Origin of the sequence: Dokdonella ginsengisoli (genome assembly GCF_042652785.1) — a bacterium.
GTDB classification, from domain to species: domain Bacteria; phylum Pseudomonadota; class Gammaproteobacteria; order Xanthomonadales; family Rhodanobacteraceae; genus Dokdonella_A; species Dokdonella_A ginsengisoli.
On the sequence record NZ_JBHSHD010000008.1, the window covers coordinates 185,096 to 196,690 of the forward strand.

11 protein-coding genes are annotated in these 11,595 nt (G+C 70.5%); 4 read left to right on the forward strand and 7 right to left on the reverse strand.

Annotated elements, in window-relative coordinates:
• Positions 1–169: 169 nt before the first annotated feature.
• Positions 170–2,053: an MFS transporter gene (locus tag ACFO6Q_RS11215; protein ID WP_380021018.1), complete on the forward strand. Its 1,884-nt coding sequence runs from the start codon at positions 170–172 to the stop codon at positions 2,051–2,053.
• Positions 2,054–2,179: 126 nt separating this feature from the next.
• Here the strand turns inward: ACFO6Q_RS11215 and ACFO6Q_RS11220 are convergent, their stop codons facing one another.
• The 5 genes from ACFO6Q_RS11220 to ACFO6Q_RS11240 all read right to left on the reverse strand — a co-directional run bounded on the left by ACFO6Q_RS11220 (position 2,180) and on the right by ACFO6Q_RS11240 (position 5,754).
• Complete coding sequence (locus ACFO6Q_RS11220) at positions 2,180–3,055, reverse strand: beta-lactamase induction protein (protein ID WP_380021020.1); 876 nt, start codon at positions 3,053–3,055, stop codon at positions 2,180–2,182.
• 156 nt (positions 3,056–3,211) lie between these two features.
• On the reverse strand, positions 3,212–4,174 hold the full coding sequence (nudC, locus tag ACFO6Q_RS11225; protein WP_380021021.1) for an NAD(+) diphosphatase: 963 nt from the start codon (positions 4,172–4,174) through the stop codon (positions 3,212–3,214).
• Between the two features lie 10 nt (positions 4,175–4,184).
• Positions 4,185–4,553: an iron-sulfur cluster insertion protein ErpA gene (gene erpA, locus ACFO6Q_RS11230; protein WP_380021023.1), complete on the reverse strand. Its 369-nt coding sequence runs from the start codon at positions 4,551–4,553 to the stop codon at positions 4,185–4,187.
• Positions 4,554–4,604: 51 nt separating this feature from the next.
• Entirely contained in the window at positions 4,605–5,033 is a 429-nt protein-coding gene (locus ACFO6Q_RS11235) for a bactofilin family protein (protein ID WP_380021025.1), read from the reverse strand.
• The gene (locus ACFO6Q_RS11240) at positions 5,020–5,754 is read right to left on the reverse strand and encodes a DUF6776 family protein (protein WP_380021027.1); all 735 of its coding nucleotides are present in this window, start codon (positions 5,752–5,754) and stop codon (positions 5,020–5,022) included. The genes ACFO6Q_RS11235 and ACFO6Q_RS11240 overlap by 14 nt, the downstream gene beginning before the upstream one ends.
• Before the next feature lie 110 nt (positions 5,755–5,864).
• Between ACFO6Q_RS11240 and hemJ the strand changes: the two genes are divergently transcribed.
• Both hemJ and ACFO6Q_RS11250 read left to right on the forward strand, forming a co-directional pair.
• Entirely contained in the window at positions 5,865–6,293 is a 429-nt protein-coding gene (gene hemJ / locus ACFO6Q_RS11245; RefSeq protein ID WP_380021029.1) for a protoporphyrinogen oxidase HemJ, read from the forward strand.
• A gap of 92 nt (positions 6,294–6,385) precedes the next feature.
• Positions 6,386–7,747, forward strand: a complete 1,362-nt coding sequence (locus tag ACFO6Q_RS11250) for an EAL domain-containing protein (RefSeq protein WP_380021030.1) — start codon at positions 6,386–6,388, stop codon at positions 7,745–7,747.
• A gap of 145 nt (positions 7,748–7,892) precedes the next feature.
• Here ACFO6Q_RS11250 and bfr read toward each other — a convergent pair whose 3' ends face one another.
• A complete protein-coding gene (gene bfr / locus ACFO6Q_RS11255) occupies positions 7,893–8,363 on the reverse strand; it encodes a bacterioferritin (RefSeq protein ID WP_380021032.1) in 471 nt (156 codons plus the stop codon).
• 182 nt (positions 8,364–8,545) lie between these two features.
• Positions 8,546–8,749: a (2Fe-2S)-binding protein gene (locus ACFO6Q_RS11260; protein WP_380021034.1), complete on the reverse strand. Its 204-nt coding sequence runs from the start codon at positions 8,747–8,749 to the stop codon at positions 8,546–8,548.
• A 467-nt stretch (positions 8,750–9,216) separates the two neighbouring features.
• Here ACFO6Q_RS11260 and ACFO6Q_RS11265 point away from each other — a divergent pair, with 467 nt between their 5' ends.
• On the forward strand, positions 9,217–11,580 hold the full coding sequence (locus tag ACFO6Q_RS11265) for a winged helix-turn-helix domain-containing protein (protein WP_380021036.1): 2,364 nt from the start codon (positions 9,217–9,219) through the stop codon (positions 11,578–11,580).
• The last annotated feature ends 15 nt before the right edge of the window (positions 11,581–11,595 follow it).

An 11,595-nucleotide genomic window follows, 5' to 3' on the forward strand; every position in this document is an offset into this window, starting at 1 on the left:
CGGCGGATACCGCGGCGACGCGGCCATGGAGGAACAAGCCGCGCAGTTTACCTGCTCGCCGCGGCGCGCGCGGCGGACCGGCACCGACGCGCAAAGTTCGCCGCCTCCGCGTCGCCAACTCATGCGACGTCCTGCTAGATTCGCGCCACTTCCCGGGAATCGGCGCGCCATGAGCGGCTCCAACCAGTTCGATCTGCTGCGCACGCGCCGTTTCGCGCCGTTCTTCGCCACGCAGGCGCTCGGCGCGTTCAACGACAACGCCTTCCGCCAGGCGATGATCGTGCTGATCGGCTTCCATCTCGGCCTGTCGGTGGAGAAGGCCGGCACCTACGCGATGATCGCGCCGGCGATCTTCATCCTGCCGTTCTTCCTGTTCTCCGCCAGCGCCGGCCAGATCGCCGAGAAGTTCGAGAAGACGCGCCTGATCCGCTACATCAAGCTGTTCGAGATCGGCGCGATGCTGCTGGCGGTGTACGCGTTCCACGCGCACCAGGTCTGGCTGCTGTTCGTCGTGCTGTTCCTGATGGGGCTGCATTCGACCGCGTTCGGGCCGATCAAGTACGCGATCCTGCCGCAGGCGCTGAAGTCCGAGGAACTGGTCGGCGGCAACGGCCTGGTCGAGATGGGCACCTCGATCGCCGTGCTGCTCGGCATGATGGCCGGCGGCGCGCTGATGGCGCTCGGCGACTTCGGCACCACCGCCGCCTCGGTCCTGGTGGTCGCGATCGCGGTGGCCGGCTATCTCACCAGCCGCGCGATCCCGCCGGCGCCGGCGACCGCGCCGGACCTGAAGTTCAACTACAACGCCGCCGGCGAGACCGTGCGCACGATGCGCTACATCGGCGCGAACCGCACGATCTTCAATTCGGTGCTCGGCATCTCCTGGTTCTGGTTCTTCGGCACCGTGTTCACCTCGCAGCTGCCGGCCTACACGCAGGTCTTCCTCGGCGGCGGCGAGAGCGTGCTGAACCTGACGCTGGCGCTGTTCTCGATCGGCGTCGGCGTCGGCTCGCTGCTGTGCGAACGGCTGTCCGGCCACAAGGTCGAGATCGGGCTGGTGCCGTTCGGCTCGATCGGCATGACCGTGTTCGCGCTCGATCTGTATTTCGCGCGGCCGCTGCCCGCCGCCGTGAACGGCCTCGGCCTCGGCGCGTTCCTGCTCGCGCCGGGGCACTGGCGCATCGTGCTCGACCTGGTGCTGATCGGCGCATTCGCCGGCCTGTTCATCGTGCCGCTGTTCGCGCTGGTGCAGAGCCGCAGCGAGCGCAGCGAACTGTCGCGGGTGATCGCCGGCAACAACATCTTGAACGCGCTGTTCATGGTGCTCGCGGCTGGCCTCGGCCTCGGCCTCACTGCGCTCGGCTTCTCGATCCCGCAGATCTTCCTCACCGTCGCGCTGCTGAATGCGGCGGTCGCGATCTACATCTACACGCTGGTGCCCGAATTCCTGATGCGGTTCCTGTCGTGGGTCCTCGTCAAGACGCTATACCGCATCGAGGCCGACGGCGCCGCGCGCGTGCCCGAGGAGGGCCCGGCGCTGCTGGTCTGCAACCACGTCAGCTTCATGGACCCGCTGATCGTCATGGGCATCGTGCGGCGGCCGATCCGCTTCGTGATGTACTACAAGATCTTCCGCATCCCGCTGCTGAACTTCATCTTCCGCACGGCCAAGGCGATCCCGATCGCCGGCGCGAAGGAAGACGCCGAACTGCTCGAGCGCGCCTTCGACGAGGTCGACCGCGCGCTCGCCGACGGCGAACTGGTGTGCATCTTCCCCGAAGGCGGCCTGACGCGCGACGGCGAGATCGCGCCGTTCCGCCCCGGCGTCGAGCACATCCTCGCGCGCCGGCCGGTGCCGGTGGTGCCGATCGCGCTGCGCGGCCTGTGGGGTTCGGTGTTCAGCCGGCGCGATTCCGCGCTCGGCCGCTCGCGGCTGCCGCGACGGTTCTGGTCGCGCATCGGCATCGCCTTCGACGAGCCGCTGCCGGCGGCGCAGGCCAGCGCGGCCGTGCTCGAAGCGAAGGTGCGCGCGCTGCGCGGCGATCAGGCCTGAGCACCGCCGGCAGGCCATGCGCCGGAACTTGCGCCTGTGCGCCGATCTCGCCGCGCCTGCGCAGCGGGGAAGCCGCCGCACGAGCGAAGTGTTCGTCGTCGACGCCCTGACCGCGACGCGTGTCCGTCAGGTCGCCCAGCCGGCGATCACGCACAGCGCGATCAGCGCCACCCAGACGTAGAGGATGCGGCGCAGCACGGTGCGCGTATCGGCGAGTTCCACCAGCGGATTGTCGACGTCGGCGGCGTAGCCGTCGCCGGCCACCACGTCGGCGTCGATGCCGGCGCGCGCCAGCACGCCGAGGAAGCCGAGGTCGAGCGTGAAATAGCCCTGGCCGTGCGCGGCGTGGTAGTCGCGCCAGGTCTTGATCACGGCGTCGAACTCGGTCACCAGCGCCAGCGTCAGCGCGACCAGGTGCGACGGCGCCCAGTCGAGCACCAGCGCCGTGCGCTCGAGCAGCGCGCGGCGCTCGCCGTCGATTTCCACGGTGAAGGAGGGATGCCGCGCGAGCAGCTGCACGATGCGGTAGGCCAGCGCGCCGGCGGGGCCGAGGATCACGAACCAGAACAGCACGCCGAACCAGCGCGACAGCGCCGAGGCGAACGTGGCCTCGACCAGCGGAGCGGACTGCAGCGGCAGCGGCTGCGCCTCGGGCACCGGCCGCAGGCCCTGCACGGCGGCGTGGCGCCGGTCGCTGTCGGGCGCCTTCAGTACCGCCTCGATGTCGGCGTCGAGATCGCGCGGACCCCAGCTGTAGAACAGCACCAGCGCGCCGAAGGCGAGCACCGGCAGGCCGAACAGCACGTGCGCGAGCGCGCTCTGCACCAGCACGCAGAGCACGAACACGATGGCCGGAATCAGCAGCGGCGACGGCGCGCCGTGCGAGCCGTTCCAGCGCGACAGCCAGCGCTTGAGCCACGAGAAATCGCGCAGGCGCGCGAGATCGGGCAGCGCATGAGCCGCCGCGAGCACCAGCACAACCGCCAGCAGAGTCTTTGCCATGGAGCGTTCTCGAAATTGCCCGCCATCGATGCGACGCGGCGCCGCGTTCATTCTAATGCGATCGTTGGTGATCGCCAGATTCCGGCGACTCGTCGCGCGCGCGCATGACGACCGCTCCGCACGATCCCTCCGCGGCCGCAGCTTCCACCGGCGCGGTCAGTCGCGCGGTTTCTGCCAGGGCTCGTCGGAAGCCAGCTCGGCCAGTTCCAGGCCGCTGCGGCTGCGCAGCCAGTCGGCGATCAGCTCGTGCGAGACCGACACGCGCGGCGGCAGCACCAGGCGCCGCTCGGCGAGTTCGCGCACGAGGTCGTCGACGCCGAACCAGCGCGCGTCGCACAGCTCCGGACCGAGGTGGATGGTCGGATCGACCGCCTCGGCGGTGAAGCCGAGCATCAGCGAGGCGGGGAACGGCCACGGCTGCGAGGAGTGGTAGGTGCAGGCACCCACGCGCACGCCCGATTCCTCGTGGACCTCGCGGCGCACGGCGTCCTCGAGCGACTCGCCCGGTTCGACGAAGCCGGCCAGGGTCGAATAGCGGTTTTCCGGCCAGCTCGCCTGCCGGCCGAGCAGGCAGCGGTCGCCGAAGCTGACGATCACGATCATCGCCGGATCGACGCGCGGGAAATGCTCGATCGCGCAGTCCGGGTTCGTGCAGCGCGCGCGATGGCCGAGCGCGGCGAGAAGCAGCGGCGCCGAGCAGTTCGCGCAATAGCGCGTGCGCGCATGCCAGTGCGCATAGGCGCGTGCATAGGCGAACAGCCCGGCGTCGTGCGCGGGCAGGCGCAGGCCGGCGCCGCGCAGGTCGATGAAGCCCGCTGCCAGGGCGGCGGCCACGCCGGCAGCGGTCGCCGCGTCCAGTTCCAGCGAGAACAGCGGGCCGCCGACGTCGGCGCCGAGATAGGTCGGTATGGCCTCCGCTGCGAACGCCCTGCGTTCGGCGGCGTCCAGCAGCCGCAGCCCGTCGCGCGCGGCCGTTGCCAGGGCGCGGCCGTCGTCGGCGACCAGCACGAAGCGCGCGCGCGCGTCGGCGAGCTGCGCGGCGCCCCATTCGGCGTCGTCGCGCGACTCGGCGTTGCGTTCCAGCGGATGGCCGGCGAAAACGTTGACGCGGTCGCTCACGGGCGCCGGGTCAGACGGTGAAGGACGAACCGCAACCGCAGGTCGTCTTCGCGTTCGGATTGCGGATCACGAACTGCGCGCCGGTCAGCGATTCGGAATAGTCGATCTCGGCACCGGCGAGGTACTGCAGGCTCAGCGGATCGACCAGCAGGGTCACCCCGTCGCGGTCGACGGCGAGGTCGTCCTCGGCGCGCGCCTCGTCGAAGGTGAAGCCGTACTGGAACCCCGAGCAGCCGCCGCCGCTGATGTACACGCGCAGCTTCAGCTCCGGATTGCCCTCCTCGGCGATCAGCTCGCGCACCTTGCCGGCCGCGGCGTGGGTGAACACGAGCGGCGCGGCGTCGGCGTCGAGGTAGCTGGGCGTGGTGGTTTCGGTCATGTCGGCAGGCCCGCGGGGACCCGCTCAAGATCGCGCCGGAGGCGCTTCATTTCAAGTCAGGCCTTCGGCGACCACGCCGCTCAGCTCCGGCGCCGGCAGGCGGCGCGGCGGTTCGCTCTGGTACAGCATCTTGCCGTTGATCTGCGCGCCGGCCGCCATCTCCAGCAGCTTGTAGTGCACGTTGCCTTCGATGCGCGCGTTGCCGGCCAGTTCGAGACGCTCGCCGACGAAGATGTCGCCGTTGACCGTGCCGTTGATGACCGCGTTGGCGACGCGCACCTCGCCGTTGACGCGGCCCTTGTCGCTCAGCGTGAGTACCGAGTCGGCGCCTTCGGCCGAAACGGAGCCGTCGATGACGCCTTCCAGGTGCAGGCCGCCGCCGAACTGCACGTCGCCGCGGATCGTGGTGCCCTCGGCGATCAGCGTGCTGATCGCCGCGATCGACTGCTTGCCGTTGCTCTTGCCGCTACTGCCGAACATCGTCTTTCCCCTCAGCCTCGCCATTGACGGCATCCTTCCACTCGAATTCCTGCTCGACGCGACCGCCGTCGCCGTCGGCCCGCACCTTCACGCGATTGGGCGCGAACCCCGGCGGGAGCATGATGGTACCGTTCACCTGCTGGAAATACTTGAAGCCGTACTCGATTCCGGCGTTGTCCAGGCCCTGTCCCAGCGCGCTCCAGTCGAGCGCGGCGAGCTTGCCGTCGCGCACGCCCTCGATCGACAGCGTCAGGCGGCCCTTGATGTCCTGGCCGCGCTTGAAGTTCTGCGTCAGGGTCGCGCTGAAGTTCCACGCGCCGCCGCCGTCGCCGACCGGCTTCATGGACAGCGCGTGCACGGCCAGGCCCTCGCGCTTGGAGCCGCCGACGAGGCGGCCATAGAAGGCCAGGTCGGCGCGCAGCGCGTCGATCTCCTCGTCGCGCTCGCGCAAGGTGCGCTGCACGTCGGTGAGCGCCTCGCGCGCGACCTGCTCGGAACGCTCGAGCACCGCGACGTGCTTCTTCAGCTCCTCGTTCTGCGCCTCGGCCGCGGCCAGCACGGCGCGGCTGTTCTCCTTGCGCAGGCCGCTGGCCAGACCCGAGGCGATCGCGGCGACGACCAGCAGGGAACCGAGCCACGCGACTGCGAGCAGCAGCCATTCGCGGCGCTGGCGCCCGGGATCGTGCTTGCGCACGACGAAGGGAGGAATGACACGGGGCATCGTCGGGAGACTCGCGCGGACGAATCCGAAGCTTATAGTCGCGCCCGCGAGCTGCGGTCAAGGCGCCGGCGTCCGCGCCGTATACTCGCCGTCCGCCTCGGGAGTCGCGCATGCTGTGGCTGAAAGCGTTTCACGTGATCTTCGTCGTGACCTGGTTCGCCGGCCTGTTCTACCTGCCGCGCCTGTTCGTCTACCACGCCGAAGCGGACGAGGCCGTCGTGCGCGAGCGCCTGAAGATCATGCAGCGGCGGCTGCTGATGATCACGCACGTCGGCGGCGCGCTGGCGCTGGGCTTCGGCCTGCTCACGCTCGGCTCGTTCGCCCACGCCAGCCTGGGCTACCTGCAGCAGGGCTGGCTGCACGCCAAGCTGGCGCTGGTGGTTCTGCTGATCGTCTACCACGCGATGCTGGTGAAGCTGGTGCGCGAGTTCGCGCAGGACCGCATCCGCCATTCCAGTCGCTGGCTGCGCGTGTTCAACGAGGTGCCCGCGCTGCTGCTCGTCGCGATCGTCCTGCTGGTCGTCGTCAAGCCGTTCTGAGGTCCGCGTAAACATCCGAAACGCGACGTGCATGGCTCACGGCCTGTGCACTCGCGGACTGGTACATTCGCGCCGACCCACGGGGGACGCCGATGTTCGCGCACGAAGGCCAGCGGCCCGACCAGCGATCACTGCTGCAGTCGCAGCTGCCGCAGCGCCTGACGCGCCTGCGGCGGCGCGGGGAGAGGCTGCGCGAGGGCTGGGACGTCAACACCCTCGCCCTGCTCGGCGACGATGCCGGCTTCCTCGCCGCGGCGCTGAGCCAGTCCGGATCCGGCGACATCGCCGACGCGCTGGGCGAACTGGCGGCGGCGGTCGCCCCCCTGCTCGATCCGCCGCGGACGCCGGACCAGGCGAGCATGGATCGCCTCGCCGCCCGCCTCGCGGCGCTGGCGCGCTTCGAACCGGTCGCGATCGCCGAACCGTCCATCGAAGACGAGTTCCCGCTGCTGGCCGCCGCGCCGCCGGTCGAGTGGCATTCCTTCGCGAGTGCCGAACCTGCGCCCGCCGTGCCGGCACCGCCTCCCGCACCGCGGCAACCACCGGTGCTCGACGAGGAGGAAGGCGCGCGGCTGGAAGCCCTGATCGCCGCCGCCGCCGCGCTGGAACAATCCATCGCCGCCGACGGCCTTTCCAGCGACGCGTACACCGGCTTCGGCCACGCCGAACCGGTCGCGCGCACGAACGCGATCGCGCCGCCGGACACGCTCGAGGCGCGCCTGCGCGCCGCGCTCGACGGCGACGGGCTGGAGCTGATGTTCCAGCCGATCGTGCCGCTGCACGGCGAGGCGCGCGAGCAGTTCCAGGCGCTGCTGCGCCTGCGCGGCGGCGACGGACGGATGTACACCGCGGCCGATCTGATTCCCGCGGCGGAGCGCGCCGGGCTGCTCGGCGCAATCGACCGCTGGGCGCTCGAGCGCTGCATCGCGCTGATCGCGCAGCGCATGCAGGCCGGCCGCGCGATGCGCCTGTTCGTCAACCAGTCGCTGCACAGCGTGCGCAACGCCTGGGCGGTCACGCGCATCGAGCGCCTGCTCGGCGAATACCGGATCGGCGCGCAGGCGATCTCGCTGGAGCTGCGCGCCGACGAGGCGGATCTGGCGCCGATCGACGTCGTGCGCTACGCGCATGCGGTGAAGGCGCTCGGCTGCGGCTTCGTGCTGTCCGCGTTCGAGACCGGCGAAACCGGCGAGCGCCTGCTCGCGGCGCTGCCGTTCGACGCGGTGCGGCTCTCGCCGCGTCATCTGCAGCTCGCCGACGCGGACGCGCGCGAGGAACTGCGCGCCCTGGTCGAACGGCTGCACGAGCAGGGCCGCCGCGTCATCGCCCCGCGCGTCGAGGACGCGCGCATCGCCAGCGCGCTGTGGTCGGCCGGCGTCGACTACGTGCAGGGCAATTTCGTGCAGCCGGCCGACAGCGACCTCGGCTTCGACTTCCGCGGCTCGGTCATCTGAGGTCTACACGCGGCTCGTGCAGCGCCGGCCCGATTCGTCGGAGCCGATGATCGGAAGGGACGCGCAGCCTGCGCGCGCCGGCAGGCTCCGCGGTGACGTTCGCTGGCGATTCGCTGGCACCACGCCGGGCGCGATGCCCGCCGGGTCAGCTGTCGATCTTGGTCTGCAGGTACGGCACTTCGCCGAGCTGGCCGATCAGGTTGAGCTGGGTCTCGAGCCAGTCGATGTGCTCTTCCTCGGATTCGAGGATGTGCTCGAACAGCTCGCGGCTGACGTAGTCGCCGAGCTTCTCGGCGTCGGCGATGCCGGCCTTCAGGTCCGGCACCGCCTGCATCTCGAGCTTGAGGTCGCAGGCCAGCGCTTCCTTCGGCGATTCGCCGATCAGCAGCTTGCCCAGCGTCTGCAGGTTCGGCAGGCCGTCGAGGAACAGGATGCGCTCGATCAGCTTGTCCGCGTGCTTCATCTCGTCGATCGATTCCTTGTACTCGTGCTCGGCGAGTTCGGCGTAGCCCCAGTTCTTGTACATGCGGTAATGCAGGAAGTACTGGTTGATCGCGGTCAGTTCGTTGTAGAGCACCTTGTTCAGGTGCTTGATGATCTCGGGATGGCCTTTCATGGCGGGCTCCGGTCGTGGCGGCAGGCACTCGTCGATGCAGCGGCCGAACCGGCGCACGCGAGCGGAACGCGGCGACTATATCGCGCGTCGGCGAGCCATGAAGGAACGAAAATCGCACGCATTTGCGCGTGCGGCGCCGGCGTCCGGCGAGCCGCCGGAGCGGACTTGGGGCGAGCCGCGGCTCAGGCCGCGGCGGCGATCAGCGGCAGGTCGAACGTGCGCCTGGGCACGGCCGTGTCGAGGATCTCGCGGGCCAGATCCTCGCAGCTGCCACAGCAGTCACCGCAGCCGGTGCGACGCTGCAGCTCCGCGAACGTGTGCGCACCCTCGCGGGCGGCTTCGCGGATCGAGCGTTCGGTGACGGCGTTGCAGATGCAGATGTACATGGACGGATTCCGGCGGGACTTGCACATTCAAATGCAAATGCGAATGATTGTCAACAACTGGTCCGTTTCGGCGCCAGGCGGCCGGCTCGGCCGACGCTCCCGCTCGCCCTGTGCCATCGCGCGCCAGCCCACTGACGGGAAAACGGCAGCGCCGAAGAGAGAAGCGTGATTCCCACTTCTCCTGTCGACATTCCTTCCCCTTTGTCAGCGACCCGGGCAGGGATCGCCATCGCGCCGAGCACGGTGCGGATCGACGCAATGAAGGGTTCGCCACTGCAACGGACGGCGCGCAGGAGATCCGCGGTTCCATCGACGCGCGCTGCGCGCTGGTCGGTCATTGCCGTTCGACATGACCGGCTGCCCGGGCGGCGACCTCTGCGGCGCGGCACCGCGTCCGTTCGCGTTCCGCGCGACGGCGGTCCCGGCCTGCGTGTGATGCGCCGCGCCGGATCGGTAGGGGCTAAGCTATGTCGGTGCCGATCTACCGCTTCCGAAACTTCCGCCTCAATCCGCAAGCGCACGAGCTGTATCAGGACGACAAATTGGTCGCGCTGCCGCTGAGCACGCTCGACTGCCTGATCTACCTGATCCAGCATCGTGCGCGCACGGTCGGGCGCGACGAGTTGACCGCCGCGGTCTGGGGTCGTGCCGATGTGAGCGATGTTTCGCTCAGCCACGCGATCATGCGCCTGCGTCGCCTGCTCGGCGATACCGGCAGCGACCAGCATTGCATCCGCACGGTGCAGCGGCTCGGCTATCGCTGGGTGCTCGAGCCGACGCTGGAAGAAGCCGCTCCCGCGTCCGCGATCGAACCGAACGCGAGCACCGTCGCCGAGCCGGCGCCGCCTGCTCCCGCCGCGCCTTCGCCGGCCGTCGGTCGCGCCCGCGCGCGGCGCTGGGGCCTGGCCGCGTTGCTGCTGGCGATGATCGCCATCTGCCTGCTCGCACTGCCGCCGGTGCGCCGGCACGGGCCGGCGCCGGCCGCCGGCGACGTCAAGCGCGTGGCGATGGTGCTGCCGGCCACGGTCGAGGCGCCGGAGGAATGGGCCTGGCTGCGCCTGGGTTTCATGGATCTGGTCGCCAATCGCCTGCGCCAGGGCAAGCTGACCACCACGCCGAGCGAAACCGTGGTCGCGCTGGTCGATGCGCGCGCGCTCGACACCACCGACGCGGACAAGCGGACCGACGCGGCCGCCGATACGCGCCTGCTGATCCAGCCGCACGTCGCGTTCGCCAACGGCTTGTGGAACGTGCGCCTGGAAGCCCGCGGCGGCGGACGCCAGCTGCTGGCCGAAACCCAGTCCAAGGACGTGCTCGCCGGAGGCCGCGCGACGACCGACGAACTGCTGCTCAAACTCGGCCACACGCCGCCCGCCAGCACGTCCACCGAACCTTCCGAAGCGGCGGAAGAGCTGATGCAGCGGGTCAGCGCCGCGGTGCTGGCCGGCCAGCTGGATACCGCACGGGCGCTGATCGAGAACGCTCCGGCCGCCGCCAAGGCGAGTCCGGACATCGCGCTCAGCACCGCTTCCATCGAATTCTTCAGCGGTGAATACGAGGCCAGCCGCAAGCACGACGAGGCCCTGCTCGACCGGCTGCCGGCGGCGACCCAGCCGCGGCTGCGCGCGCGCGTACTGAACCGGCTCGGTGCGACGTATTTCCGCCAGAACCGCTATGCCGACGCCGACGCCGCCTTCAGCGAGGCGATCGCCCTGCTCGCATTGCAGAACGAGCCGGACGTCCTCGCCACCGCCTACACCGGTCGCGGCGCCGTCGCCGGCCAGGCGCAGCGCCTGGACGAGGCGGCCGCGCTGTTCGGCCAGGCGCGCACGCTGCACCAGATGAGCAACGACGCGTTCGGAGTGGCCCGGGTGGATCTCAACCTCGGCGCCGTCGCGATGGACCGCGGCCAGCCGGCCGCCGCCGTGCCGGTGTTCCGCGATGCGGCGGAGCGCTTCGAAACCCTGGCCACGCCGGAGGCGCGCAATTCCGCCCTGCGTTCGCTGGCCGACGCGCAGTCGATGCTGCTCGAACACGCTCAGGCGCTGGCCACCACCGACCGCTTCTGGCCGCCCGAGGCGCACAACCGCAATCCGCGCGAAGGCTGGTGGCTGACCCTGAGCCGGGCGGTGGCGCTGACCGGCGTCGGCCGGCTGCGCGACGCGGAAGCCCTGCTCGAGCGCGTGCGCCGCGACAGCGACCCTGCCGAGGATGCGGTGGCGCGGCTGGAAGCGGAGGCCGTGCTGGCCGATATCGCCCTGCTGCGCGGCAATCCGACGGCAGCGGCGGTGGCGGCGGCAGCGGCACTGACGCCCGCGCTGGAGAGCACCAACTGGCAGGACTACACCTCGACCTGGTTCACGCGGGTGCGCGCCCTGCAGCGCAGCGGCCAGCTGAGCGCCGCGGCCGCCGAAGTCAGGCGCCTGCGCGAATGGGCGCAGAAGCTGTCGGGCGATCGCTGCCTGCTCTACGCAACGCTGGCGCAAGCCGATCAGGCGAACGCGGAGGGCAACCGCGACGCGGCGCTGCGCGGCTATGTCGAAGCGATGACGCGCGCCGAACGCCTGGGCATTCCCGAAGATCTCGTCACGGTGGGCGAATCCTATGTTCCGGCGCTGCTCGCCGCCGGCCAGGTCGACCAGGGCAGCGCCGTCGGCGGACGCCTGGCGCAGTGGGCCGACAAGGACGTGCGCGCGGCGTGGGTGCAGGCGCAGGTCTTCCTGGCCCTCGGCAAGAGCGATGCCGCGCGCACTGCGCTCGCGCGTGCACGGCAGCTCGGCGGCGAGCGCGTCCTGCCCGGCGAGGTCCCGACCGCGACGGCCGGCCGCTGACGGCGGCGAACCGGT

Excerpts from the sequence above, each read along its gene's own strand:
- ACFO6Q_RS11215 (WP_380021018.1), top strand. The coding sequence starts at position 170 with ATGAGCGGCTCCAACCAGTTCGATCTGCTGCGCACGCGCCGTTTCGCG.
- ACFO6Q_RS11220 (WP_380021020.1), bottom strand. The coding sequence starts at position 3,055 with ATGGCAAAGACTCTGCTGGCGGTTGTGCTGGTGCTCGCGGCGGCTCAT.
- erpA (WP_380021023.1), bottom strand. The coding sequence starts at position 4,553 with ATGACCGAAACCACCACGCCCAGCTACCTCGACGCCGACGCCGCGCCG.
- ACFO6Q_RS11235 (WP_380021025.1), bottom strand. The coding sequence starts at position 5,033 with ATGTTCGGCAGTAGCGGCAAGAGCAACGGCAAGCAGTCGATCGCGGCG.
- ACFO6Q_RS11240 (WP_380021027.1), bottom strand. The coding sequence starts at position 5,754 with ATGCCCCGTGTCATTCCTCCCTTCGTCGTGCGCAAGCACGATCCCGGG.
- hemJ (WP_380021029.1), top strand. The coding sequence starts at position 5,865 with ATGCTGTGGCTGAAAGCGTTTCACGTGATCTTCGTCGTGACCTGGTTC.
- ACFO6Q_RS11250 (WP_380021030.1), top strand. The coding sequence starts at position 6,386 with ATGTTCGCGCACGAAGGCCAGCGGCCCGACCAGCGATCACTGCTGCAG.
- bfr (WP_380021032.1), bottom strand. The coding sequence starts at position 8,363 with ATGAAAGGCCATCCCGAGATCATCAAGCACCTGAACAAGGTGCTCTAC.
- ACFO6Q_RS11260 (WP_380021034.1), bottom strand. The coding sequence starts at position 8,749 with ATGTACATCTGCATCTGCAACGCCGTCACCGAACGCTCGATCCGCGAA.
- ACFO6Q_RS11265 (WP_380021036.1), top strand. The coding sequence starts at position 9,217 with ATGTCGGTGCCGATCTACCGCTTCCGAAACTTCCGCCTCAATCCGCAA.